Below are 26,337 nucleotides of genomic sequence, written 5' to 3'. Positions count from 1 at the left end.
ACGACTGCTGCGCAGCCGAACGCAGCCTCGCAGGCTCGGAAGCTGCTACAGATTGCATTACGGAACATATGCCGGATGGAGTGGCAAGAGAGGTGTTACTGGAGGGGGGATATAGCGAGGATCAACGGTTACAACATGCCGACAAATTGCCAGGTGCCTAACGCCTTTTCAACGTACCCAGTACCTTGAAATAAATAACCCCATCAACACGCCGATACTATTTGCCAGCATGTCGTAGGGCGAAGCCGTGCGCAGCGGCATCAACCCTTGCGCAAGCTCAATGAGTACGCCGGTGAGCAAACACCCCAAGGCTGTCCAGACAAACTTCACATTGGGGAAAGCCAGACGGCAACTGCATGCAAACACCAGAAAGCCGATCCAGTGATGGATCTTGTCCTCTTCGGCGAACAACTCCGGGATCGGCTGAGCGCGCAATCCCGCGAACAGCAGAATCACAGTCACCGCGGCAAAGACCAGACCCCGGAGCCAGAATGGCAACTCGACCAAGCCTTTGAGCCACGTGATCATTCGGTAATTTTCTCGAAGTTGTTGTAGAACAAGCTGCTGTCACGCCCGTCGGTCATGGTCTGTAATGAGTAGGCACGGTTCAGGCGCGCACCACCATCGCGAGTCAGTGGCGCCCAGACGATATTCGCACGACGCATGGTCGAGGTACTCATCAACTCGTCGAACGGGATGGAAATGTAGATGCCTTTGTCAAAGCTGCCCTCGCCATATTCCGCCTTCGACGCAGTGGTCAGGGTGACCCAGCCGCCAAACTTCACGCCGTTCTTGAACTCCCGCGACAAGTCGACGGTGGTACCCCAGTCCCGTGCCAGGTAACGCCCGACACTGACAGCTGCAAGCATGTCATTGGGCAATTCAGTATAGCTGGTGACATGACCCGTTATGGTCTGGTAATCGCGCAGGCCAAAGCCCTGATCAAAATCCCGCTGGCGCACGAAATTCAGATCGGCGCCCACCGACCAGCGTTTCCCGTTAGGTCGATACAGCACTTCGCTGCCGACCCCGGCATACATGGATTCCAGATAGCCGCCATAGACCATGCCATACCAGTCCCGATCCAGCTGCGCCGCGTGATTGAACTGGAACGTCGGCATCGTCACATCGGAGGTGGTCAGGTACTGACGTAAATCGGTGCGCACTCGCGGCAACCCGCTCGGTGCGTCGTAGGTGAACTTGTCGTAGTTGTTCAGCAGGTTGGCGCTGAGCAAGCCGCTCCACCAGGTGTTGCGGGTGAAACGGTACTCCGCGTCGGCATCGGCGGTGAACTGATAGAGCAAGCCGTTGGGGCCACCGATGTTCTGTTTGTAGCCCAGCCCCAAGCCATAGCTGAACGGCTCCAGCGCCTGGGTGTAGAGCGTGGTTTCGCGGTGCGCAGTCGCCGGATTGACCTCGGTCGTACGGTGCAGATCTTTCAGTGGCTGATCGTTGTTCACCACCGCACGGAAGGTTTCCCGCGGCACGCTGGTTTCTTCGATGGACATGTCATAACGCTGATTCACCAGGGTGAACCAGTCGATATCCTGATTGACGCTGTTATCGAGAATCCGGCTGGCTCGCCCGACGGCCTTGGCCGAATAAAAATAGCGAGACTGCTCGCCATACACCATCAACTCCGAACCGCGCTGGGTGATCCGTTTAACCTTATAACCAGCATTTTGCTGTAACCGATTGGAGACATCGGCCCAGTTGACCTGGTCGGCCGGAGTTGATGGTGCCTGCGCCGGCAGAGGCTCGGCGGGAGGGTCATAGGTCTTCACCGGTGCCTTGCGGCTGACAAAGTTGGTGTGCAGGGTGATGCCGAACATCGCCGTATTGCCACGCTCCCAACCGGCGCTCAGGTCGACGCTGTCGGCCAGCTTGTAGACCACACCGAAGTTGATCGGCAGGTCTTGCTTGAGTGGGTTGTCCAGTGGCTCATTCTTGTAATCGTTGCCCTCGTACTCGATCTTCAGGCTCAGTGGTTCCCAGGGCGTTTGATAGGCAATCCCGCCAAACAACGAAGGGTGGCCCCTGAAGTAAGCGTTGGTGTTCACGTCCCCTGCCCTGGCGACCACTGCAGTGCTCTGCGGGCGGTCGTTGAACTGGCTGCCCAAAACCGAAAGCGGGTTACTGAAATCCCCTCGATTACCCAGATAACCCCAGGCAATGCCCAGGCTGAAATCGAGGTCGCCATAACGTTTGTTGGCGACGAAATACTCGCTGGAAAACAGCCCGGTACCACCGATGTCCCGCGCACCGATGGCGACCTGCGGTGCCCAGTGACTTTCTTCCCAAAGCCGCGCCTTGACGTCGATGGCCTTGTCTTTGAAGCTCTGATCACCACTCAATTCTTCGGTGCCGTACCTGCGGTTGGAGATTGCGGTGTAACGAAACGATCCCTCCAGCCAATCAAGTGGCTGCAAGGAAAAACTATAGCGCGAATAAGGGTCGGTACGACTGGCCGTGACGCTCAACTCCCCCGCAGGGGCCATGCGCGCGGTGGGGGTCTGTAACAGACCAACGCCACCAAAATCACTCTGGGTGTAGCGCGGTTCACCGTGAGCTAATCCGCAGGGCAGGAGCAATGCAGCAGCAAAACGTAACTTCAACGGGCACTTCAAGGGGCCACCTCAGCCAGCGGTTGAGTGGCGAGAAACTCGGCCAGTTGTTGATTGAGCTCAGGGGTCGGCGTCTCGAGATCGTCGCTCCTGATCGGCACCAGAATCTTGCTGCCGGGCGCCGCCACGACGCCGTCCTCACGATTCCAAGCCGCCACGCCCAGGCGCCGCACCTGGCCGTCAGGCTGGATCAGCCACAGATAGTCGCCCTCGGCGTCGCCAAGAATGGCGCAGTCACGGGCATAGGCACGCACTTCCTGCAGGGCTCGGTAAGGCACCTGACAAGGCTGCGCGATCGCCCCGAAAACTTCCACGGTGGACGGCCGCTGGGGGTAAATCAGATGGTCGCCATCATCCAGCAGCGCGTTGCGGGCGAACCCCGTTTCCACAGCGATCGGATCGAGCACCGCGACCTGACGTCCGGTGACCGGCAGTTGCGCGACCTGCTCATATAGGCGCGCACTCAATTCTGCTCGCGTGTTTTTGCCATCGAGCAAGGCGCCCCGTTGCAGCAGTTTCAGATCGAACAGAACACCTGCCTTCAAGCGCGTCTGCTTGTCCACTAATGAACGGTGCAGCCACGCCGCGCCCAGCCAGTAACTTTCGGCATTGGGTTGGGCATTACGAATGACATCCAGCAAGCGCGCACCGGGCTTGATTTCGAATTGGCCAGGGCTACGCACGTCACCGCTGACTGTCACGGCCGCCTGGCCCACGCCCGGGCCGATCAACAGCAGGCCAAGCAAGAAAAGGTTTGAACACTTCACCGGGCAGCTCCCCGATCACGGCGCACCTGCACGATTTTCAGAAACAGTTGCGGCGTCAGATGCTGCTCGCTGCGCAGGATGAAACCGTCCTGGGGGTCAACCCAGTAGCGGTTGGTGGCGCGGAAATTCAGGGTGGGTGCATCCACCTGCTCGTCAATGCGCAGCAAGGCGTATTCCTTGTCCAGAATGCTGATGGTCTCGATGCCATGGGGACTGAAACGGCTGTTGACCGCGATACCGATGCGGTTGCCGTTGTAGATGTCGATCCAGCGCGTGCTGGTATAGCCGTCGGGCAAATGCTGAAGGCCGCGCTTGAAGGGCGACTCTTCATTGAAGCGAGTGCCATCCAGGGAAACGCCCAGCCCGACAGTGCGCACCACCAAACCGTCGCGCATCATCAGCACTTGCTTGCCAGAAGCAACCCAGAACTGCAGATCGCCCCGCCGACGAGCCATGGCCATCACGCCCTCACTGGAGGGGGTGGTGACCAGGATCTGCGGATACGGAACGGCGTCGACCTGAGCACGGGTCAAGTTGATGGAGGCAGTCCCCGCGACGGATGTTTCAAGGGTGTCCCAGGAGGCCTTCATCAACGGGTTACACCCGCACAACAAGAGCGCCATCGTCAGACTGGCGAAGATAGGCAAAGTTTTCACGGCGGGATAGAGCCTTATCTGCTGTTGGCTTCGCTGAGGTTATTGAGAGAGCTGGCGCCGGTCCCCAGGACACTGGCCGTAGGCAGAAGCTGGCTGATCAGACGGTTCCAGCGCGTCACGCCGGCCGGGCYGACATAGACGATGTCTTGCGGTTGCAAGTCGAAACGGGTGGCCAATACCAGGGCCGAAGGGGATTCGGCATCGAGCTGGAACACCTTGGCCGGTTCGGTTTCCAGGTGGTCGGCACCGCGAATCACGTACACCGCGTTGCCGTTGGAGGTGGTCTGATTCAAGCCCCCCACTGTGCCCAGCGCATCGGTCAGGTTGATCGATTTGCCTTTGAAGCTCAGCGCACGAGGCAAGTTGACCTCACCCATGACATAGATCCGCTTTTGGTCGTTATAGGGCAAGTACAATCGGTCGCCGCCCTTGAGGTAAACGCCCTGCAGCTGTGAGTCCTGGCGATTGAGGGTGTCCAGGTCGAGCTTGTACTTGCGCCCGTCCCGGGTCAGCGTCAGGCCTGACAGGTCTGCGTTCGAGGGGTCCACACCGGCCGCGCCAACAGCCTCCACCACGCTCAGCGGCGTGGTAGTGATTGGCTGCTGGCCAGCCTTGAGCACCGCACCGGAAATCACCACGGTCTGGCTGGCAAAGCGCAATACGCTGACGTCGACCTGAGGGCTTTCGACAAATTGCGACAAGCGCTCGGCAATAAAGGCTCGCAACTCTTCGATGGTTTTACCGGCGGCTGGAATATTACCGATGTAGGGATAAAACAACGTGCCGTCCGGACGCACCAGACGCCCGTTGGCATCGAGTTGCTGTTGCGGCCCCGACGGCGCCGTCAACTCGGGGTGATCCCAGACCGTGATAAACAACAGGTCGTTGGCACCCACGCGATAACCGCCTGGAGCATAGGACAACAACGCTGGGGGAACGGATTCGCGAACTTGCGTGGCCGCATCCATGGCAATCAATTTAGGCGTGATGGGAATAAGCTCCACCCGGCTACTTTCCGGAGAGCCGTCACTGACCATTTGACTGGTGTCCATATGTTGACCAGGCGAAAACATACAGCCGTGCAAGCTGATACTTGCCAGCATAACAACAGATAATCTACGGATCATAAGGGCACTACGCTAGTCGAGGGCAAATCTAAAACAAGATCACCCAGAAAGTTCTGAGTGATCTTGAACAACATACTTCGCGGGGTTTAGTTGGTACCCGTCGTACCACCAGTACCGGTTGTGCCACCCGTTCCAGAGGTACCGCCATTGGAACTGCCTCCAGAGTTTGAAGCGGCCGCCGCAGCGCCGACAATGGCCGCGCCGATCACCACCGTTTCGGCGACCGTCACGTCCCCAACCAGTGGGGTGCTCAAAGACAATGGCTCGTTTTCACTCGCCACCTCGCTCACTGATTCATCCGCTGCCAATGCCGCGGTACTCATGACAGCCAGCAAGCCCGCTAAAAGTAATTTCTTCATATCAGACTCCTTCTCGATATTAAACCCTTATGAAACTCTATAATAAGGGAGCTGGGATGGAACGGAGATGAAGAGGCAATGACAACTGCAGAAAGATCTTGTCGGATCACGCACGTCACCTCCTCAGAATCATCTCACTCGTAGATAACGTAAACCAGTGGCCAACATTCCCCCAAAAGCCTGCGCAGATCGCTTGCAAACCAAGATGAAGCGGTGACTTTTGCAGAATTTCCACGAAATTAGCAGGGCGTTGGCCGCTTTTCAGCGCTCCTCGTTGAGCGCGAATGCTGACGCATTGTTAATAATGGTCAGCATTATCCCGACCTTTTGACTATCGGACTTGTCCGTTGCAGGGTTTGGAAAGGGACTATGGCGTTTTCTTGGGCCTGAACAACAGCATTAAATGAGTGGCCGTACCGATAGCCCACGACCAATACCATAATAGTCGAACCCATTAGCTTTCATGCGGTGAGGATCGAATATGTTACGGCCGTCAAATATGACAGGAGTACTCAGCTTTTCCTTTATAAGGTCCAGGTCAGGGGCTTTGAACTCGCGCCATTCTGTCACAATGATTAAAGCGTCAGCACCTTGAAGCGCGGCTTCTTTTGTGCCCATTAAAAGCAAGTCTTCATTCATTCCATAAATTCGTTGTGTTTCGGCCATCGCTTCGGGGTCGAAGGCTTGTATTCTGGCGCCAACGCTCCGCAACTGTTCAATCAAGACGCGGCTGGATGCTTCTCGCATATCATCTGTATTGGGTTTGAAAGCCAAGCCCCAAATCGCAAATGTTTTGCCCTCCAGGTGCCCGTCGAAGTGATGTTGGATATGCCCGAATAGATGTTCCTTTTGTCGTTTATTGACTTCTTCGACCGCTGACAAAAGCGTTGCCTTATAGCCGATCGACGACGCTGTGCGTTCCAGGGCTTGTACATCTTTAGGGAAGCAGGAGCCGCCATAGCCGCAGCCGGGATAGATAAAATCGTAGCCAATTCTTGGATCAGAGCCAATGCCTTTGCGAACGGCCTCAATGTCTGCGCCCAATCGTTCGGCAAAATTAGCCATTTCATTCATGAATGAAATTTTTGTTGCCAATAGACAGTTGGCCGCATACTTCGTCAGTTCGGCACTTCTGATGTCCATCGTGATTATTTTTTCGTGGTTTCTGTTGAAAGGCTCATAGAGTTGCCTCATTCGGTCCACCGCGTAACTGCTATCACTGCCGATGATAATTCTATCGGGACGGGTGCAGTCTGCTACCGCAGAACCTTCCTTCAGGAACTCGGGATTGGAGATAACGTGRAACTCCACCTCAAGGTCCCGGGACGTCAATACTTCGGAAACTTTAGCTCTGACTTTATCCGCCGTACCAACAGGCACAGTAGATTTGTTAACAATAATTTTAGCCTCCGTCATGTTGAGTGCGATGGTGGTAGCAACAGACAGCACGTATTTTAAATCAGCACTGCCATCGTCATCTGGAGGCGTACCAACTGCAATAAATTGGATTTCACCATGGTGCACGCCTTGTGCGGCATCAGTTGTGAAATGTAAACGTCCTGCTTCATGGCATTTTTCTACAAGGGCACTCAACCCAGGCTCATAGATAGGAATAATTCCATTCTTCAGATTCTCGACTTTAATAGCGTCGACGTCTACGCAACATACGTCATGACCTGCGTCAGCAAGTACAGCCGCCTGCACGAGGCCCACATAACCTATTCCAAAAACCGTAACATTCATTTTAATAATCCTTTAAACGAGCTCGAGGCGACCATAGCGATCTTCAAAACGAACGATGTCATCTTCGCCTAAGTAAGAACCTGATTGAACTTCTATCAACTCAAGAGGAATTCTCCCCGGGTTTTCAAGGGAGTGCACAACCCCGATGGGTATGAAGGTAGATTGATTTTCGGTCAACAACACCTGTTTGTCAGCGATTTGCACATTTGCGGTTCCTGAAACCACGATCCAGTGTTCTGCCCGATGATGGTGAAGCTGAACGGAAAGTTTATGCCCCGGTTTGACGGTGATTCGCTTCACTTGATATCTATGACCTTGGTCCACTGAGTCATATTTCCCCCACGGCCGATAGACTTCACGATGACTAGCACCCTCGACTCGATTATTTTTAGTGAGTTCAGACACTATTTTCTTGACGTCTTGAGAGTGGTCCTTGGTCGTCACCAATATCGCGTCCGACGTCTCGACGACAACGACATCATTTATACCCAGAACAGTGACTAAACGATGACTGGAGTGGACATAGCTGTTAGTAACGCCGTGCAGCAACACATCCCCTTGTGTGCAGTTTTCATTTTCATCCTTCGTTCCCGCCTCCCAAACCGAATCCCATGCACCAAGATCGCTCCAACTGGAGTTGAGGGTAACGACTGAAGCGATGTCGGTTTTTTCCATGACCGCATAATCAATGGACACATTGGGCGCGTTCACGAAATCCACCTGACTGAGCCTGGTGAAATCCTGGTCATGCGTTGCGTTGGCGAGAGAAAGCTCTGCCGCGACAACGATGTCAGGATTCAAGCGTTCCAGTTCCGATTTCATGACGGAAGCCCGGAACATAAACATTCCGCTATTCCAGAAATAGTTTCCTTGTGCGAGGTAGCTTTGCGCTGTTTCCAGATCGGGCTTTTCTATAAAAGCATCGACGCGCGCAGTGCCGTCGGCAGCACCCGCTTGAGTACGGATATAGCCGTAACCAGTCTCTGGCTTAGTGGGTACAATCCCGAAGGTGACAATTCTACCTTTATTGACTTCCAACTTAGCCAACGCCAGAGAGGCCTTAAAAGCATCAACGTCGGCTATTACATGGTCTGCAGCCAAAACCAACAGGATAGGATCATTCCCGTCCTCCAGGGCTGTCAGTGTCGCAGCCGCTATAGCGGGCGCGGTATTTCGTGCAGAGGGTTCCAAGAGTATTTTTTGTGGTTTTATATCCAGTGATCTGCTTTGCTCAGCCACGATAAAACGATGATCTTCGTTACAAACGATTATCGGAGGACTTAAGCTATCTCCCTCTGCAGACAGATTCTTTATTCTATCCAAAGTGGCTTGAAATAAACTCAGATCACCATGTATCGACATAAACTGTTTTGGCTTGAGTGCTCTTGAAAGCGGCCACAGACGCGTGCCTGAGCCACCAGACAAAATAACTGGAATCATAGCGATTACTCAATAATTAAAAGTGATAAGAGAGCGCCGACAAACAGCGAAGAGTCAAGACGCAAATGACTTTATATAACTGATTAAACGATCTCTTTCTGTGAAATCCAAAGGAACTTCAGCATTACTGTAATTGAGTGCCGAATCGATAGCCGAAAAAAACTCGTCTTTATCATGGGCAATGAAAACAGATGGAAAGCCCGAAAAATTCTCGACAGTATCGTACTGATGATTATTAATGTGTTCCCCACGGCTGCTATCCCTGGGCACGACAACTATTGGCTTTCCCAGTTCAAGCGAGCGAATGATATTACCCATGCCCGCATGAGAAACGACGACTGTTGAGGCGTTGAAATTTTCGGAGAAAAAAGGTTCGGCTATTGTCTTGAATGCGTTAATGCGACCCAAGTCCCTTTCATCATTGCCGACTTGAGCAACAATAGGGACATGGGGGTTTGCATGACTCCATTCACATAAATAGCTGAGCATTCTCTCAAAGGGTGCTTGAGTACCAACGCTGCAGAATATCATTTAAACAACCCTCCCTTTATACTGAGCCCTGCCGTTTTCCGAAAGAGTGGGCCACTGCGTGAGTAATTCATCTACAAAATAAGAAGCGATTCTGCCAGACAAAGATATTTTTTTTGGATTCGCGATACTATCAATCCAGAGCGTTTTTTTTCCCATGATCTTTGCCGTGATCAAACCCAGCAGACCCGGTGCAGCCCCCGTAGAGATGACATATTTCGCTTTACTTTGGTAAACAATGTTGAAGATCTGACAGAACCCTTTAATTATCTTGAAGGGCTCACTTCTATTGAAATCGGGAACTTTAACAAAATCGTGAAGTGGGTACTGTGAGCGAACGCTTGTATCGACGGTGGCAATGTTGACTTTTTGGCCGTCAAACGCTGGAAGCAGTTTGCTCATTTGTACCCAGTGCCCACCTCCGGAACAAATCAGTAAAACATCATACGATTGATTCATGACGAATCCCTTTCTGTCAGGATTAATAGACATCATTAGATAACAACAGCTGCTTTCAATAACTCCGCCTGCCCCTCCCAACGTGTTATTCGCTTGGCTTTCAACAACGCTGACTTTTCCTTATAGAGCTCTTCATTTTCGAGGAGTTGAGAAAGTCCGAACTTTATTGACAGGGGGTCTAACGTATCAACAAATACAGCAGCGTCCGAAAACAATGATCGCAGTACTGGTGTGTTCGAAAGTGCCATCGGCCTGCCGGCGCTAACCGCTTCGTTTGCCACACTCAATTGGACATTGTCGCGCGTTGTCAGGCCGAGAACGACGTTTGCGTTGCACAGCAGTTGTTCGAAAGTCAATTTACTCAGAAAACCCGTAAGCTTTATATTGTCTGGCATTGACGCGATGAGAGCTCCGGACAACTTTCCTCCGTACCTCCCGGTGATAAAAAAGTCTACATGCGGCATTTCTCTGGCTGCCTTAATAACGATTTCTATCGGCTCGTCGACATCGAAAGAACAGGGAAAAAGCACGTAGGGTGTCTGATGATCACTGGCAGGAGGAGTATTAAAATCACACGGCAAATCCTCCAGGATGAAAATATTTTCCACATTAACGCCTGAGCGGGACAACTCCTCTTTGACTTTAAAATTATGAACTACAACAGCATCAATTTTATTGAGCAAGGACACGGTCCCTGGGAAGGTTATCCATTGCTTGCGCAGCAAACTATTATGCACATCAGCAATAATCTTGAGACGCCTATTAATAAAAAACCTGTAGGCCAGTGCTATGTGCAACACAGGGCTCGGTGGCAACTGGACCCAAAGAACCTCCGGCGAGCCGATAAAAAGCGATTTAATAGTTTTAAAAGCCTTAATTAAATAATCCAATGGACGTGCATATTTTTTTTTGAATTTATTAGGTAGATGCAGAATATCATACGCCCAATATTGCTTCATTGTGTCGGCGCGTCGTTGATAGCCGACCCATGCGATCATTAATGATTTCACTTCTGAATCCTGCGCAAGAATAGTAAAGAAAACCGAGCACTACAATGCAAACCAAATAGGAAAGTCAGCGCTGTACTGAATGTGTTTATTTCTGAAACGAATATGTTTAGCCGGATTCCCTCCCGCAATCGAATACTCTTCAATATTACGCGTGACAACGCTACCAGGATAAACGACTGCACCTTTTCCTATTTTGACGCCTGGCATAATCATCACACTGGGAAAGATCCAAACGTTATCTTCAATGACAACCGGTTTCCCGACCGTGTGACTCATGGGGTCGTCGATATCGTGCCCCAGTGTATAAATCTTTGTGTTATGAGAAATATTGACGTTATCGCCGATACGAATTCCTGCTCTATTGTCCATATAACAGTTGTAATTTATGGTGCAGTTTTTTCCTACGGAGAATTTACCGAATGAAAAAAAAACGACCTTTCTATGGACAGTAGTTTTAACGCCAACACGGCATCCCGTCGCCCTTAGCAGTGAACGTCTCAAACTGAAAAAGAAAACCAGGTTAAGCGCCGTATTAAACGAGGCCACGGCGACCTTCTTGATATTGAGCTTCAAGTTCTTCATCTAGTTACCTGCACTCTGCCCTGATGTATTAGCGATGCGACGTGAACTCATTACGAAATTTCTGAACTGTATATTGGTACTGGCAGGTGTGGCGAAGGATGCATTGTTTCCACCGAAGAACGTAGAAAATAGCAATCCATCGATCGTCAGGTTTCTAGTGTCTCTGAACGTCAACCCGGTTTCGGAGTGCACCAGTTTCTTATCGTACCAAATAGAAATCACGCCATCGGCGCGACCCGGCGTATTCAACTTTACGAGTTGTTCCAATGTATGCCACTGGCCGACACTAAATGTCCAGGAACCCAGGCCTATCGCTGTCCCCCATGTTTTGCTAGTGGGTAAATAAGCATAGATTGCGCCGACACCGTTCTCTTTCCATATGTAGCGAGTGGAAAAACCATCATGGCCATTAGGTATTTTTCCGCCTGTATTGCCTGTGCCGCCGTAGAGCCCTGGAAGTTTTCCGCCTTTTACAAAATTAAAATTCTTATCGAATTTCAATTCATACGTAAGAATCAGGCATTCCCTACCCGGCTGCTTGAGCTTGGATTTGAATTCAATCCCCCCATAGGGCAACCCCAACCGGACCATCGAACCCGGATCGTACGACCCGGCGGGATAATGCACCGTAATGTCTTTTATCTCATGACTGTAGGTTTTGTTTGTTWAATTAGCACTGCCTTTTATATTGTCCTGTGCGCGACTGTTTCCATGACGGCTGTTGAACACCTGTGAAACATCTGGAAGTGTTGGATAGATGTTTTCAACATTTTGTTCACAGCGGTCATTTATATCGGATGCACTGCTCGTAGCCACATGCAGAGAGAAGGCTAAAGCGATTAACGTCGCGGCTTTTTTTTTCACGTCAGTTGCCCCTCTGATTTTATTTCTTATCGACCCATGCCAGAAAATCATCAACAGCATTTTGCGCGATGGATGATCTCTGCGAAATCTCTTGTTTGAGGTGCTCTGCCATGTGCTCTCTGGTTTGTCTGAACTCGCCAATGGTTGCCATGATCAGGTTATGGTCAGGGGCGCTGACCAGCTTGGTGCCGCGAGGGAGCATCTCATGTACTTTTTTTAGCTTGTTTTCGATTTCAACTGCGATGGTTGGATAGCCTAAGGAAGCAGGCAAAAGTACGCCATGCGCCCTGGCGCTGATAATGACGTCGGATTCAACTATCAATTTCGCCATGAACGTCTCTGGCGTATCGACGGCAGCATCCCAGCACAACCACTCAAACGTGTGGTGCTTATCGATAAGATGCTGGTCGCGCTCTTTATACAGTGACACCAGACGAACATGCTCTCCACGCTTGGACAGTTCATGAGCGGCCTGAACCATAGCCTCGATGAATTTTTGCCCATTCGCATCATGCGGCCAATCCCGCAGGATAAATGACAGGTATTTGTTCTTATTTACGCTGTTTATCTTCAGATCGGTATTAGAGATCCATAGGTCAGAAAGCAAGGTCGGATCGGTGTACACATCTACATCCGATTTCCCAAAAGCATTGCAATGTTTTTGGCTTGTACCATCCCTGACGGAAATATAATCACAACGATTAATGACATTGACTGCGCGATTCAGCAGTTTGCCGCCACCATCAAACGGGCCTAAACCAATACAAAATGCAGCAAGACGGCGATGGAAGAATATTTTGTCTATCCCTCCGCGCATCCCTACATACAAACGTAAAAGTGTAGATTTTAAATCCGTTTGGGCTTTTATGCTCTTGTAAAGTTTTGACACTTTAAGTTGAATTGAGGACGCCTTCCTGGCGGGAGGAATGAACGAGAAAAACTGACCGCCACCCCCTAAAACCACCAAGTCTGCTTTGACGGGCTCCTTGATATGCAACCATTTTATGCGCGGGTTAAAATTTTTGGCGACAGCTGGATGATCCACCCCCACGGCAATGTCCGACTCTTTGTATCTTTTTTTCAGAATATTGATGACGCACAGCATCAATATGTCATCACCTAGATTGCCTGGGCCGTAAGCACCACGGATATAAACTTTACTGGAATTCATGCTGGGCTTCCAATCTCTACGGGTTCATTAAACATAGTATTCAAGGTTAATGTCGTCGCTAGAATATAGACAAAAATCACGACCACTATCATCAATCGGTACAGGACACTTTCAACGTAAGTACTTGAGATGAAACTGACAAAAGGCAATGTCCACAAGATTAATATTCTGGGGGAGACGAGCAGCTCCAAGGGTAATATTTTTTTGTATATGAAATAGGGCAAGCCTAGCAGGAAGTGTATTAATTGCGAGCCAATGAATGCTTTGGCAATTCCGATGGCGCCTTCTTCCCTCAGGAGCAGGGCCCCGGATATGAACAATACACCCCACAAAATATTACTCATGACGCTGTACCACGCTAAATCCATCACGATCATTTTTCTTGAAACGCCGGATTTATATGCACTTAGCAGCGAGCCCAGAATGACCAGAATCAACGTTATTTCAAAATCCCGTCCGAGGAAGCTATTGCCATAGAGTTTTGCCAGCAGTTCGGGGAACATGATGACTGGCTGTATAATGATCAATACAATTAGCCAGCCGGACAGAAAATTCAAGGCGTCTAATTTTCGGTTTTTGCCTCCTAGCGTTGCGGCTAACATCGGGACAAGTACGGAGCCTAATACCACGGAGACATGTGAGAATATTGCATTCCATTGCATGGCAGCTGCATACATACCTAACGCGGCGAACCCGTTACTTGTTTCCGTCAGCAATTTATTCGCAAACCAATTCATTGGCGCGACCATCAGCCCTGTCAGCAAGACCGGGAGTCCGACCGAAAGAACGGTATGCTTTTCAGTCATGGCACCTTTGAAACTGAGCGCAGTACTCTTTGCCTTTAATGTTTTCCAGCATGCAAGCGCGCTAAACAACACGATTAACAGCTGAGAGCACGCCACCCCCAGTAGCGCACCATTGAGTCTGAATTTTATCGTCAGAAAGTAAGTTGCCGGGATCGCAACGATGGCGATAATTCCATTGATTGTCGCAATAGACCGATACTGCCCCCAGCCGGTTAAACACCCTTGGGTCCAACCAGATAAAATGATGAAGGTGATGGTGCTCAATACAATCAGTGATACATATTGCAGATTGTCGGAGCCGAGAATGATGGTGGAGAAGAAAAGGGGAAAAAATAGAGCGACACCAATGATCATTAAACTAAAGGATAAGGAAAACATCAGCGTTAAAGCGATACCCCTGCCCGTTTTTTCCGGGGAGGTGTCTTTAAATTGACCAATATGTTTAGCCGTCGCCGTCGTTGTGGCTTGGGCGGCCACATTGGCGAGCATGACAATGGCGCTTTGTATCAGGCCATATTCTCCAAATGATTGTGCACCCAGCACTCTGGCGACCAAGATACCCGTAATGACAACCGAGACTTTCGTAGCCACCGCTGATATGAAACTCCACGCAGTGCTGGACACGAATTTTTTCAACAGCATATTGTTCATCTGGCTTCAACCTGTAAAGGTGGAGTGATCAGCGGTTGATGAAGTGTCAGTATTTTTTTACGTTGCCTGGCGGTGTTTTCCGAAAGGGCGCGTAAAATAATTGCGCTATATGCGATTCCGATAGCGTACGGCTGATAAGGTGTGGCCGACACGATGAACATCACCGCCAGAAAGGTGGCTATTGATACCGCTACCCGGGTTTTCAAGTGGTGAGTTATGGACGTAGTAAATACGAATAGCAAGTACAAGCCGATGACCCCGTATTTGACAAAATACGTTAAGTACGCACTGTCGATATTCGAGTTTTTGTCATCGAGACCACGGTATTCAAACCAGGGAATTTCAAAAGGAGTTCCGGCCCCTAGCCCGACAAAGTAGTGCTCGGGGTTCATATTTCTTATCAAGTCCAGCGCAGGGCTAAAGCGAGTGGTTAGCTGAACGGCCAAACCTTCAGATGACAAAGCATCATTGATTCGATCAGCACCTATCATGTTACTGACTTCAATAAAAGCCAATAGCACAACCGAACCTAATAGTATGATGCCTATCATTCGGGCAGGCTTTGTATATTGATGAATAATGATAGCTGCAAAAACAGAAACGAAGATGAATCTCGAATTGGCGATGAACAGACAGAGGAATGAGGTCATCAAACAGATCCTCGCTAGATTTTTCTTATCTTCAAATAAGCGGGGATCTATAAAGTAATAGATTAGATATGCAACGGCTGCGTATGTGCCGCCATCAAGGTACCTGTAGGCGTTTTCCTCATAGTAGACGTCTTGAAAACTGTACAACCCCAATCGCAGCCAAGCGATATCCAATATATTGAAGGCAGTCATCGCAATCAATATTTTCAGCACTGTTTGTAGCGTCAATGTTTTCGCTGCCAGCGTGACAATATTCGTGAGCACAACAAATGACAGGATCATTATAAATGGCCGAGTGTCTTTTAATAGATATTTACTCGGAGACCCTATTAAGCCACACGCGAGCAATACCACGTAGAGCCCGCATCCAAACAGAAGTCCGGCAGGTGCTGTTAATTGAGTTTTTTGTGTCACGACCTGCCTTATTAACAGCGCCGCCAGTCCGCCAGCTATATAGAAATCAAAAAAATAGATTCCCTTTAAGGATATTATTTCGCTATAGGAATTCCCGGTAGGGATAACAGACAGCATTACACCAAAAAATATAATTGAGTATTTTGGGGCTTTTACTGCGAGCAAACCCGCTGACAAAGCCATAAGAGACAATAGGTAAAACATAGTTTGATATTCTTTATGCTGATGTTGTCATTTGACACGCTACCGCCCCAGGATTTTTCGTCATCTTCCTCAGGACGTAGTGCTTCCATGAAATATCGGTTTGATCATGCCCATTGGCTAATGATCCGGTGCAGCGATAACGATAAAAACCCAAGCACAACAACAGCGCTATCGAACATCTGAACTTATGATGCGACCTGTTCCATACCCATCAGTTTTTGTCAGAGGCATAGGCATAGTGGTAATAACCATAATCACTGTAGCCATATTTATTGGAGGCCTTTTTCTCCACGCCGTTAAAGATCGCGCCTTTAATGGCAACGCCGTTCTGGGTGAACCGGCGGACGGTCAACTCGATTTCCTTCGCCGGGTTCAGGCCATAGCGCGTCACGATCAGATTGGTCCCGGACAGACGCCCGACGATCGCCGCATCTGTGACTGCCAGTAGTGGCGGTGTATCGAGAATCACTAGATCGTAAAGCTCACTCACCTGCTCCAATAGCGCACTGAAATTGGCGTGCATCAGTAACTCGGAAGGATTGGGCGGAATCTGGCCTCGACTGACAAAATCAAAGTTATCGATTGGGGTCTTGTGGATGGCGGTGGCCACATCACAGCGCCGGGCCAGGATATCGGAGAGCCCATTGTCTGAGGAAACACCTAACACTTTGTGCAAATAGCCTTTGCGCATGTCGACATCAATCAACAATACCCGCAGCCCGGTTTGTGCTATCACCGCCGCGAGGTTGACCGAGACAAACGTTTTACCCACCTGAGGGCTGGGCCCGGAAATCATCAGGCGGTTATTGTCGGCCTCATGCATGGCGAAGTGCAGACTGGTACGCAAACTGCGCAACGCCTCGATTGCCAGATCGGTAGGATGAGTGACGGCCAGTAATGAAGTCCCATTGGAACGTCCTCGTCCGCGGGAGACTTTATCTTCTTCGGCTTTCTGCAAAATGCTGTAGGGAATCGATGCGTAGACCGGCAACCCAAGTTGCTCGATGGCTTCCGGGCTTTCCAGCCCGCGGTTCAGCGCCTTGCGTACCAGCACCAGGGCCACTGCCAGGAAGCCGCCAAGAATAGTAGCGATCAATACAATCAGGATTTTTTTCGGCTTGACCGGTTTGAGGAAATTGACGTCCGCGGTGTCGATCAGCCGTACGTTACCGACGGTGCCCGCGCGCATCACATCCAGTTCCTGAGACTTATTCAGCAGCTGGGTGTAAATGGCCGTACCGACTTCTACATCCCGGGTAAGGCTTAGCAATTCTTGTTGGGTAGAGGGAAGGCTCTCCACTTTGGACGCCAAACTTTTCTGCTTGCTGCTCAACTCACCGATCTGGGTCAACAATGCGCGATAGGCAGGATGTTGGCGGGTGAACTTGCGGTCCATCTCGGCTTGCTGCAGCTTCAATTCGGAAATATTGGTATCGAGCCCGACTATCTGATCAAGAATAGCTTTGGTTTCGAGCGTGATGTCCACGGACTTGCTGCGCGTCTGGTACTCATTCAACGCATTTCCGGCTTTTTCCAGGTCCTTCTTGACCTCAGGAAGTTGCTCTTTGAGGAACGCCAGGCTCTGCGCAGCTTCTGCTGAAGTGCGCTCTACGTTTTGCCGCACATAGATAGCGGCGATTTCATTGAGTATTTTAATCGCTTGGTCCGGATCGGTACTTTCCAGTGCCAGACCGATCATGCCCGACTCTTTTCCACGCTCGGCCACATCCAAAGATTCTTGATAGTCGAGGATACTGGTCAGGCGGGAGTTACGGATAATGCGGAAGCGGGTTCCAGGATTGGCGTGCATTTCCTCTATTTGAAACGTTACGCCATTTTTTTCGAAAAGCTCTCCGGCCCGGCTGGCCGCCAATAGGTTGTCATCTTCATCCACCAACGTGAAATGACCATTTTCACCCGCAGTCAGGGTCAATTTCTTGCCCAGTTGCGCGTCGGGGAGATCCAGTTTGAATATCTTCAGCGACTCCCCTCCCCAGGCGAAACTGTTCAATCCCAACAAGGGTTCAGCTATTTCACCGGGATTTTTATTCTGGAATCGACGCGCCAGGAACTCACCGACAACCGGGAAGTACATCGGTTGTATGACAATATCAAGTTTCAAGTTGTCGACAGTTTTACCAATCACCGAGCGGGACTGGATCAACTCGATTTCGGTGGCCGAAGGAGACTCCTTGCCCAGCATGCTGCCGATATCCGAGAAGCCCAGTAAGTCGTTCTTCTTCGCTTCGACCTGCAACAGCGCATTCGCCTGAAATACCGGCGTCGCCAGCACCGCATACGCGGCCCCCGCCACCATGAAGGCACCGGTAATCGCGGCAATCAGCCACTTATGATCGATGAGTGTTCCAAACAGGCCGAGAAGATCAATCTCGTCATTGTCGTCGTCCCGCACATTGACTACCGGTGCTTGCTGCATAAGTCGGATTCTTTGCCTTGATTACGATTCAAAAAGGAGTGGCCATCAGCGTGCCAGACGCTGTGCCCATGCGTGTACGGCTTCTTCGATCAACGCATAAGCGTGCACAAAAGCAGGTTTGCCTTGACGGTAGGGGTCGCTGATCTCTCGATCGTCCTGCCATTTGCCCAACAACAACACTTTGCCCCGCGCTTCAGGGGCAATGTTGAGCACGCCACTGACATGCCGCCGCTCCATCACCAGAATCAAGTCCGCCTCACTGACGGCTTGAGAAGTGAGCTGAACGGCCTGGTGCTCATGGGGCAGATGACCATGCTCCGTGAGTACGGCGTGTGCTGTCGGCTCGATGGGCTTGCCCGTCAGGGCGGCAAGGCCGGCTGAACTGACCTGAATATCGGAATGGACGAGTGCCCCGCGCAGCAAATGCTCCGCGGTGGGACTGCGGCATATATTGCCAACACAGACAATCAAAACCCTTTTAAGCAAGATGACCTTCCCCGTCTTGTCAACATTGGCGGTGACCTAGCACTTGCCGAACATAAGAGCTTTAAATTACGAATGAGCCCCGGCACTTATAATGGCCAGGAACTGCGACTGAAACTTTCAGACAATCAATGCGTATTTATTACCATGACGTTTGAACAGCCCCCAACTTTTTATCCCGACAAAAAATAACAACACACTCTCCAGAGTGTGAAAATAACAGTTAGCGAATTTATCCAGACAATTTCTAACGGTTGTCGTTTTCTGGCGACTGTTCAATCTAAATTATACTGAAATAGCGAATGGCTAATGTATAGCCGTTCCGCTAGTGCATTGCCAGGGTGTCGAACATTTGGTTAGTAGTTGGGTAAGGGACGCCTTGGGCAATAACTCTATTTACAGCGGGTTACGTCACGAGCATGCCGTGGAACAACCGGGCATGCTCGCCGGCCAATCGGCTGCTCGATATCTCCCCTGCCCGCGCCTGGCGAGAAGCATGGCGTGCAGACCATTCGCAGCCCCTGGCGCGTTGCGAACATTTTTCTCGAGTGACCGGGCCGCTTCGAGCCCGCACTCCCCAGCGTGACCGGTTCGGCCAGCCTGGATCGAACCTTTCCTACTGCCATCAGCCATTCCATCAGTCTACTTTCAAGGACGCTTCCATGATTCGTAAATGCCTGTTCCCCGCCGCCGGTTATGGGACCCGCTTTTTACCCGCCACCAAGGCCATGCCGAAGGAGATGCTGCCAATTGTCAGTAAGCCGCTGATCCAGTACGCCGTCGAGGAAGCGCGTGACGCCGGCCTGCAACACATGGCCATCGTCACCGGCCGCGGCAAGCGCGCGCTGGAGGATCATTTCGATACCAGCTACGAGCTGGAGCACCAGATTCGTGGCACCGACAAGGAAAAGTTCCTGCACGGCACTCGCGAGCTGATCGATACCTGCAGCTTTTCCTACACCCGTCAGGTGGAAATGAAAGGCCTGGGGCACGCCATTCTCAGCGGCCGCTCGTTGATCGGTGATGAGCCATTCGCCGTGGTGCTGGCCGACGACCTGTGCCTGAACCTGGAGGGGGATGGAGTTCTGGCGCAAATGCTCAAGCTTTATGAGCAGTTCCGCTGTTCGATCGTGGCGATCCAGGAAGTACCCCGCGAGCAGACTCAGAAGTACGGCGTGATTGCCGGCGAGTTGATTCGCGAGGGGATTTACCGGGTCAACAGCATGGTCGAAAAACCCCGTCCGGAAGACGCTCCGTCCAACCTGGCGATCATCGGTCGATACATTCTGACCCCTGACATCTTTGACCTGATCGCTGACACCGAACCTGGCAAGGGCGGTGAAATCCAGATCACCGATGCGCTGATGAAGCAAGCCCAGAACGGTTGCGTACTGGCTTACAAGTTCGAGGGTCGACGCTTCGACTGTGGTGGTGCCGAAGGTTATATCGAAGCCACCAACTTCTGCTTCGAGCATCTGCATCAAAACGCCCTGTGATGTTGCTGTCCCCCGATATGGTCTTTATCACCTTATGGACGAAGCCTCTATGAATACGTTGAGCGGTTTCAAGGCAGATGACAGTCGCCACCCGTATAGCACTGACCTTAAGCACAGCCTCGCGTACCGCATCGTGCGCGCCTATGCGTCGGAACTGATTTTCCCCCGCGTGCGAAAACCATCGGTACTGCTGGTGGAACGCATCGGCGCGTTTCCCTCTTCCGGGGAGATCCGCCGCCAAGTCAAGGATGGTCCGTCGCTATTGGCGAGCATCAAGCAGCGTTACGCCCACGATGCCCTCGACCTCAACGAAAGCAGCGGGCTGAACCTGGTCTTTGCCGACTGGCGCTTCAGCTTGCGCCTCTCGGGCGAGGGTTGCGTAGCTTGCCTGACCGTGGAAAGTCGGGGCGACAGCTCGCTCCTGCAGCGCAAAACTACCGAGCTGCTGGAGCAGATCGATGCAGGGAGGGCATTTGAATGAACGCGATTGCCGAACACGCCACCAAAGCCTGGTACCTGGTTCAGTGCAAGCCCAAACAAGATGAGCGCGCCGAAGAACATTTGCAGCGCCAGGGCTATGCCTGCTTTCGCAAGACCTACAGACGTGAGCGCATATTGCGCGGGCAACGTCGAGTGATCAGCGAGTCGCTGTTTCCGGGCTACCTGTTTATTCAACTGAGCCTTCAGGACAGCTGGGGTCCACTGCGCTCGACGCGCGGCGTATCGCGTGTCGTCGGGTTTGGTGGTCAGCCATTGCCGATCCGCGATGCGCTGATCGACGAACTCCAGGAACAGGACAGCCAGGCGATCGTGACCACGCTGTTGAAACACGGAGATGCGGTGCGCATCACTGAAGGTCCGTTCTGCGATCTCGAAGCGGTGTTCCTGGCCATGGACGGCGAAGAACGGGTGCTGCTGATGATGAGTTTGCTGCAGCGTGAACAGCAAATCAGCCTGCCACTGGCGCGGGTCAACAAGCTTTAGATGCTCACACAAAAACGCCGCTCAACAAGCGGCGTTTTTTATCAGCCCAGGAAAACCTACGCCCCTTCCGAGAGATGATTCCAGTCGACCCACCCCAAAAACCACGTCGCCAGAATCAGTAAACCGAAGGCGATCCGGTACCAGGCAAACACCGCATAACTATGGTTGGCGATGAACTTGAGCAACCCGCGCACGGCAATCATCGCAAAGACGAAAGCGGCGACAAACCCCAGGGCAAACACCGGCAAATCTGCGGCCTGGAACAGGTCGCGATATTTATAGCCCGAGTACACCGCGGCACCCACCATTGTCGGCATCGCCAGGAAGAACGAAAACTCGGTGGCTGTCTTGCGTGACAGGCCGAACAGCAACCCGCCGATAATCGTCGACCCCGAGCGCGAAGTGCCGGGGATCATCGCCAGGCATTGTGCACAACCGACCTTCAAGGCATCGGTCCAGCGCATCTCGTCCACGTGATCGATCACCACCACATGCTCGCGTTGTTCGGCCCACAACATGATGATCCCGCCGATCACCAACGCCACGGCCACGGTAATCGGGTTGAACAGATACTGATGGATTTTGTCGGCGAACATCACACCCAGGGCAACCGCCGGCAAGAAACCGATCAACACATTCAGAGTAAAACGTTGCGCATTTCGCTGGGTCGGCAAACCCGTGGTGATGTCCAGAATCTTGCGACGGAACTCCCAGACGACCGCCAGAATAGCGCCCAACTGAATAATGATATTGAACGCCATGGCTCGCTCACCGCCAAAGTCGAGCAAGTCCGCGGCAATAATCTGGTGGCCTGTACTGGAGATCGGCAAAAACTCTGTGAGTCCTTCAACCAGTCCTAGAATCGATACTTGCGTGGTGGTCCAGAAGTCCATTAATCCCCCGTTAACCCCTTTCGGCTGAAAGGTCTGTTGTTGATTCCGAGCAGCTGTCGGATCAACGGAGAATTAAAACGCATTATCCACCGGCTTGAGCCAAACGTTATAAAACGTCCATGACCAGGGCTATGACCACCTCGCCGCCCCCACCCACCTGCTACGCTTTGCGTTCATGACTGGAGGAATAACCATGCCGGATGATCCTACCCCCGCCCTGCTCGACGCCAGATGGACGCCTGAAGAAAAAATTGACCCGGAAGACTGATACTTGTGTGTCGCAAATCCATGGCTGCCACTCATCGTCAGCTCGTTGACGTTTTGAGTTTGGACGCGCGCAATGTCTACCCCAAAAATGATCGCCCAGAGAATACTCCACATGGCAAAGATCATAGTGCTCGCCGGTGACTTCCCGCAGTGCGACGGGGAATATCACTCGGGTACCATCACGCTCAAAACGGCCCTTAAGCCACGACTGGGGAAAAGCTTCCCGGTCTCGGAATTTAAAGATCTAACGATCCAGAACACGGACTCCAACAAGAATATAAAGAGCGCCATCGGCCTGGGCATTGCGGGCGCGATGTTGTTGGGACCGGTCGGAGCCATCGCTGGCTATCTGCTCGCGGGCAACAACACGGAAGTGACCTTCATGGCCACCCTGAAGGACGGTGGCAAGCTCCTGGCGGCAACCGATAGCGATACCTTCGAGGACATCTCGGCACGTGCCCACAAAAAAAATCGCCCCGGTCGCCGAGGCGTCCCTCGCGAATCATTTAACAACAACTCCATTCACTGATCCGCTGACCCCGTGACCGCGAAGATGTTGCAGGGCACTCGATACAGAACATGCTCCGTCGTACTGCCCACCCACTTGCCCAACCCCTTGCGATGCGCATTGCCCATGACGATCACATCGGCCCGGTGATGCGCTGCAAAGTCAGCCAGCGCTTTGCCGGGCGGCCCCGCAACGAAGTGTTGTCGCTCGGTGGGCACGCCAAAATGGTCGGCCAATGCGATGAATGACTTATGCAGAGACTTGCGCACGTCACTGTTGAAGCCTGGCATCGTCACTGCACCCGCGCCTGCGTCGGCTATGTGCGTCAGCGATAGATCATAGGCATGCAGCAGATGCAGTTCTGCGTTGCATTGCATGGCCAATCCGTTCGCTGCCTGGATGATGCGGTCGTTGATGCCGGTGATCTGCGTCTCGGGTTGCGACGGATCGACCGCCGCCACGATCACCCGCGGCAGCGGACACCTGACTTCGCTGACCAGATGCACAGGCACCGGACATTCGCGCAACAGGTGCCAATCCAGAGGCGTAACGAAAACGCGCTTGAGTGCAGACTCGTGCTGCACGTCCTTGATCACCAGATCCGGCTGCATTTCTACCACATGCCGAAGGATCTCTTGCAACGCGCTGCGGGTTATAAGCACTTCGGTGCTTACCGTGACCCCGCGCCCGCGTATCAGATCTGCTTCATCCTTCAGCCACTTTTCGTTCTCTTGCTGACAGGCCTCACGAAACCGCGCACCGGCGCTCATCAACCCCAAAAGGTGAGAGTCTTCGATAAACACCGTGATGTGCAGCGCTGCGCCAGTGGCTTCGGCGATGGCGACCGCTCGTTCCAACGCCGGAGTATGACGCATGGCTGGGCCGGCTATCAGAAAGAGTCGTTGATATTGGCTCATGTAACACCTCCAGCCCCCCGTCACCACCGACGACCGGCTATCGCCTCAACTAACGGGATCGACACTATCAATATACGCCTGGATTCAATAACGAGCTAAAGAGCTGTCACCCCATACCAACCGGGTGACAACCCAACACTACTTCTGGGCATATTTCGTGCCGTGCTGATCATTAAGCTGTGCCTGCATCAACCCCCACTCACGCTGAATGATCGAGTAAGGAATAAAGATACTGATCCGCTCAGCGCCCTTTACCCCAGGGTGAAAACTCACATCGTGAAGTGTGGTGGAGAAGAATCCGACATTAATACCGACAATGCTGCCGTCATTGGCGATAACGGGCCCACCCGACATTCCCTTGATCATCGGCGCATCATGGATGGCATAGCGTTCGCCGCTGCCTTCATCACTGTTGATGAAAGGCGCCGGATACACCTTGCCTTGCCCGCTGACCGTTGTCATATACGGGCTCGTTCCCACGGCAGTGATGTGCTCACCCACGCGCGGTGCGCGCCATGATGGATAATGGCCGTCAGCCTTGTGCTTGATGAAGACCAGGTCGCAACCGGTGCTGCAGCTGTATATCACGTTGCGAATGAGTGGGGTGTGGCGGGTGGTGACGGCGTAATCCTCGTTCCATTGCACGGCCGAGGCGGTGTACAGATAAGGCAAGGGAAAGCCTGAGAAGACTGAGAAATATGAATCATTGGCAGGCCCCGACAAGTCGGGTTTTACCATACCGTTGCATCCTGCAATACCAGCTCCTATTAAAAAGTAGGCCATGATTTTAATCATGATGTTCACCGACTTATAAGGAGGTTTTAGTTTTTGTTGTGTCAGGTTTTTAGTGATTAGGTTGTTGTAGTTTTTCCTCGCCGTCTGTTCTGGTGGGTAATGTATGGCTTAGGTTGTAAGCGTGTGTATGAATTAATTGCGCTAAGAACAATCGCTTTTCGTTACATATAAAAAGCTTCAAATATTTGGCGCCTGAAAAATGTCAGTCACACCGAAATAAATAAAAATGGAAGTTGCAATTGATAAGTGTAAAACGCGTGAAACAGCACCTTTAGAGCGATTTAGAGCACTTTGGAATGCCTCGGCAACCTAACAGAAATCAGTGCCGCGAAAATAACAAATGCGCTGGATATCCATAAACACGCTTCCAGCCCGAAGACCTGAAAAACCCAACCGGAGAGCACGGTGCCAATCAGCCGTCCCATGGCGTTGGACATGTAGTAAAAGCCCACATCCAGCGATACGCCGTCTTCCTTGGCGTAGGACACGATCAGGTAGCTGTGCAGTGAGGAATTTACCGCGAACAACGCACCAAAGATCATCAAACCGCCCAACAGCACCCACTGTGGCGACAACCCGGTGTTCAGCCCCAGCGCGATTGCCGCTGGCAGGCCTGCCAAGGCAACCGCCCAAAGAAACGCCGCGCGGCCATCCGGGACATGCCCTCGTTGCTTGCCGGTGATCCGCGGCGCGAGCGATTGCACGATGCCGTAGCCAATCACCCAGGCCGCGAGGAATCCACCGACCTTCCAGAAGTCCCAGCCAAACACGCTGCTCAAGTACACCGGTAAAGCCACGACGAACCAGACATCGCGGGCACCGAACAGGAACATCCGTGCCGCCGACAAGATGTTGATGGCCCGGCTCTTGGAGAGGATGTCACGGAACCTGGGCTTGGCTTTCGCCTTGCCCAGGTCCTTTTTCAACAGGATCAAGCTGCCGAGCCAGATCAGCGAAAGAACGCCTGCCATGGCCAGCAGCGCCCCTCTGAAACCGATCAGGGCGAGCAATGCCCCGCCGAGAAAGAAACCGACGCCCTTGAGGGCATTCTTCGAGCCGGTGAGGATGGCTATCCATTGATAAAGCGTGCCCTGTTGCCCGTCAGGCACCAGAAGCTTGATCGAGCTTTTGGCGCTCATCTTGTTCAGGTCTTTGGCGATCCCCGACAGCGCCTGAGCCCCCATCACCCAAGGGATCGTCAGCCAGGTGACTGGCACCGTCAGCATCAACAGCGCCACCACCTGCATCCCCAGCCCAATGTTCATGGTCCGGTTCAGCCCCAGTCGCGCGCCGAGATAACCGCCCAGCAGGTTGGTGATCACGCCAAAGAGTTCGTAGAACAGGAACAACGCCGCGATTTGCAACGGGCTGTAGCCCAACCCGTGAAAGTGCAGCACCACCAACATGCGCAAGGCACCGTCGGTGAGGGTAAAAGCCCAGTAATTGCCCGTAACAAGCAGGTATTGCCGCACCGACGGCGCGAGGGCTGACAAGGCTTTCAT

26 protein-coding genes are annotated in these 26,337 nt (G+C 52.1%); 4 read left to right on the top strand and 22 right to left on the bottom strand.

Annotation, left to right across the window (positions count from 1 at the left end):
* Window positions 1–168 precede the first annotated feature (168 nt).
* The 18 genes from AC1D2Q_RS26000 to AC1D2Q_RS25915 form a co-directional block, all read right to left on the bottom strand.
* Window positions 169–528, bottom strand: coding sequence for a VanZ family protein (locus AC1D2Q_RS26000; protein WP_477815036.1), 360 nt, complete (start codon window positions 526–528; stop codon window positions 169–171).
* Window positions 525–2,615 carry a YjbH domain-containing protein gene (locus AC1D2Q_RS25995; RefSeq protein WP_477815039.1) on the bottom strand — a complete coding sequence of 697 codons (2,091 nt, stop codon included), beginning with the start codon at window positions 2,613–2,615 and terminating at the stop codon, window positions 525–527. Before AC1D2Q_RS25995 ends, AC1D2Q_RS26000 begins: the two co-directional genes overlap by 4 nt.
* A gap of 8 nt (window positions 2,616–2,623) precedes the next feature.
* Entirely contained in the window at window positions 2,624–3,391 is a 768-nt protein-coding gene (locus tag AC1D2Q_RS25990) for a capsule biosynthesis GfcC family protein (protein ID WP_019581985.1), read from the bottom strand.
* Window positions 3,388–4,047: a YjbF family lipoprotein gene (locus tag AC1D2Q_RS25985; protein WP_477815035.1), complete on the bottom strand. Its 660-nt coding sequence runs from the start codon at window positions 4,045–4,047 to the stop codon at window positions 3,388–3,390. Before AC1D2Q_RS25985 ends, AC1D2Q_RS25990 begins: the two co-directional genes overlap by 4 nt.
* A 14-nt stretch (window positions 4,048–4,061) precedes the next feature.
* Window positions 4,062–5,174, bottom strand: a complete 1,113-nt coding sequence (locus AC1D2Q_RS25980) for a polysaccharide biosynthesis/export family protein (RefSeq protein WP_477815034.1) — start codon at window positions 5,172–5,174, stop codon at window positions 4,062–4,064.
* Between the two features lie 86 nt (window positions 5,175–5,260).
* Window positions 5,261–5,533 (bottom strand): hypothetical protein, encoded by a 273-nt coding sequence (locus AC1D2Q_RS25975; protein ID WP_477815033.1) that lies wholly within the window; start codon window positions 5,531–5,533, stop codon window positions 5,261–5,263.
* Window positions 5,534–5,932: 399 nt separating this feature from the next.
* Window positions 5,933–7,276: a UDP-glucose dehydrogenase family protein gene (locus AC1D2Q_RS25970; RefSeq protein ID WP_477815032.1), complete on the bottom strand. Its 1,344-nt coding sequence runs from the start codon at window positions 7,274–7,276 to the stop codon at window positions 5,933–5,935.
* Window positions 7,277–7,288: 12 nt separating this feature from the next.
* Window positions 7,289–8,716 (bottom strand): mannose-1-phosphate guanylyltransferase/mannose-6-phosphate isomerase, encoded by a 1,428-nt coding sequence (locus AC1D2Q_RS25965; protein ID WP_477815031.1) that lies wholly within the window; start codon window positions 8,714–8,716, stop codon window positions 7,289–7,291.
* 54 nt (window positions 8,717–8,770) lie between these two features.
* Entirely contained in the window at window positions 8,771–9,247 is a 477-nt protein-coding gene (locus AC1D2Q_RS25960) for a glycosyltransferase (RefSeq protein WP_477815030.1), read from the bottom strand.
* Window positions 9,248–9,703: a polysaccharide biosynthesis protein gene (locus AC1D2Q_RS25955; protein WP_477815029.1), complete on the bottom strand. Its 456-nt coding sequence runs from the start codon at window positions 9,701–9,703 to the stop codon at window positions 9,248–9,250.
* Between the two features lie 35 nt (window positions 9,704–9,738).
* On the bottom strand, window positions 9,739–10,713 hold the full coding sequence (locus AC1D2Q_RS25950) for a glycosyltransferase family protein (RefSeq protein ID WP_477815028.1): 975 nt from the start codon (window positions 10,711–10,713) through the stop codon (window positions 9,739–9,741).
* A 39-nt stretch (window positions 10,714–10,752) separates the two neighbouring features.
* Window positions 10,753–11,295, bottom strand: a complete 543-nt coding sequence (locus AC1D2Q_RS25945) for an acyltransferase (protein WP_477815027.1) — start codon at window positions 11,293–11,295, stop codon at window positions 10,753–10,755.
* Window positions 11,296–12,159, bottom strand: coding sequence for a polysaccharide lyase (locus AC1D2Q_RS25940; RefSeq protein WP_477815026.1), 864 nt, complete (start codon window positions 12,157–12,159; stop codon window positions 11,296–11,298).
* A 19-nt stretch (window positions 12,160–12,178) separates the two neighbouring features.
* The gene (locus AC1D2Q_RS25935) at window positions 12,179–13,330 is read right to left on the bottom strand and encodes a polysaccharide pyruvyl transferase family protein (protein ID WP_477815025.1); all 1,152 of its coding nucleotides are present in this window, start codon (window positions 13,328–13,330) and stop codon (window positions 12,179–12,181) included.
* Window positions 13,327–14,787 carry an oligosaccharide flippase family protein gene (locus AC1D2Q_RS25930; protein ID WP_477815024.1) on the bottom strand — a complete coding sequence of 487 codons (1,461 nt, stop codon included), beginning with the start codon at window positions 14,785–14,787 and terminating at the stop codon, window positions 13,327–13,329. The genes AC1D2Q_RS25935 and AC1D2Q_RS25930 overlap by 4 nt, the downstream gene beginning before the upstream one ends.
* Window positions 14,784–16,055 carry a DUF6369 family protein gene (locus AC1D2Q_RS25925; protein WP_477815023.1) on the bottom strand — a complete coding sequence of 424 codons (1,272 nt, stop codon included), beginning with the start codon at window positions 16,053–16,055 and terminating at the stop codon, window positions 14,784–14,786. The genes AC1D2Q_RS25930 and AC1D2Q_RS25925 overlap by 4 nt, the downstream gene beginning before the upstream one ends.
* A gap of 211 nt (window positions 16,056–16,266) precedes the next feature.
* Window positions 16,267–18,492: a polysaccharide biosynthesis tyrosine autokinase gene (locus AC1D2Q_RS25920; RefSeq protein ID WP_477815022.1), complete on the bottom strand. Its 2,226-nt coding sequence runs from the start codon at window positions 18,490–18,492 to the stop codon at window positions 16,267–16,269.
* A gap of 45 nt (window positions 18,493–18,537) precedes the next feature.
* Window positions 18,538–18,978 (bottom strand): low molecular weight protein-tyrosine-phosphatase, encoded by a 441-nt coding sequence (locus tag AC1D2Q_RS25915; protein WP_172901207.1) that lies wholly within the window; start codon window positions 18,976–18,978, stop codon window positions 18,538–18,540.
* A 659-nt stretch (window positions 18,979–19,637) separates the two neighbouring features.
* Here AC1D2Q_RS25915 and galU point away from each other — a divergent pair.
* The 3 genes from galU to rfaH are packed head-to-tail and all read left to right on the top strand — an operon-like array spanning window position 19,638 to window position 21,455.
* Window positions 19,638–20,471, top strand: a complete 834-nt coding sequence (gene galU / locus AC1D2Q_RS25910; RefSeq protein WP_018928284.1) for a UTP--glucose-1-phosphate uridylyltransferase GalU — start codon at window positions 19,638–19,640, stop codon at window positions 20,469–20,471.
* A 49-nt stretch (window positions 20,472–20,520) separates the two neighbouring features.
* Window positions 20,521–20,952, top strand: coding sequence for a phosphomannomutase (locus AC1D2Q_RS25905; RefSeq protein ID WP_477815021.1), 432 nt, complete (start codon window positions 20,521–20,523; stop codon window positions 20,950–20,952).
* Window positions 20,949–21,455 (top strand): transcription/translation regulatory transformer protein RfaH, encoded by a 507-nt coding sequence (rfaH, locus tag AC1D2Q_RS25900; protein ID WP_477815020.1) that lies wholly within the window; start codon window positions 20,949–20,951, stop codon window positions 21,453–21,455. The genes AC1D2Q_RS25905 and rfaH overlap by 4 nt, the downstream gene beginning before the upstream one ends.
* 56 nt (window positions 21,456–21,511) lie before the next feature.
* On the opposite strand, the gene AC1D2Q_RS25895 is transcribed toward rfaH, so the two are convergent.
* Window positions 21,512–22,348, bottom strand: a complete 837-nt coding sequence (locus AC1D2Q_RS25895) for an undecaprenyl-diphosphate phosphatase (protein ID WP_477815019.1) — start codon at window positions 22,346–22,348, stop codon at window positions 21,512–21,514.
* 379 nt (window positions 22,349–22,727) lie between these two features.
* Here AC1D2Q_RS25895 and AC1D2Q_RS25890 point away from each other — a divergent pair, with 379 nt between their 5' ends.
* Window positions 22,728–23,144, top strand: a complete 417-nt coding sequence (locus AC1D2Q_RS25890) for a hypothetical protein (RefSeq protein ID WP_477815038.1) — start codon at window positions 22,728–22,730, stop codon at window positions 23,142–23,144.
* Here the strand turns inward: AC1D2Q_RS25890 and AC1D2Q_RS25885 are convergent.
* The 3 genes from AC1D2Q_RS25885 to arsJ form a co-directional block, all read right to left on the bottom strand.
* Window positions 23,138–24,040 carry a universal stress protein gene (locus AC1D2Q_RS25885; RefSeq protein ID WP_477815018.1) on the bottom strand — a complete coding sequence of 301 codons (903 nt, stop codon included), beginning with the start codon at window positions 24,038–24,040 and terminating at the stop codon, window positions 23,138–23,140. The two genes, AC1D2Q_RS25890 and AC1D2Q_RS25885, sit on opposite strands and share 7 nt — an antisense overlap.
* A gap of 138 nt (window positions 24,041–24,178) precedes the next feature.
* A complete protein-coding gene (locus AC1D2Q_RS25880) occupies window positions 24,179–24,778 on the bottom strand; it encodes a trypsin-like peptidase domain-containing protein (protein ID WP_019581963.1) in 600 nt (199 codons plus the stop codon).
* Between the two features lie 338 nt (window positions 24,779–25,116).
* On the bottom strand, window positions 25,117–26,337 hold the full coding sequence (gene arsJ / locus AC1D2Q_RS25875; protein WP_477815017.1) for an organoarsenical effux MFS transporter ArsJ: 1,221 nt from the start codon (window positions 26,335–26,337) through the stop codon (window positions 25,117–25,119).

The sequence above is a fragment of the Pseudomonas sp. P1_A1 genome (genome assembly GCF_056406935.1).
Note: the sequence above shows the minus strand (reverse complement) of the source record. Positions and strands in the feature narration are given on the sequence as shown.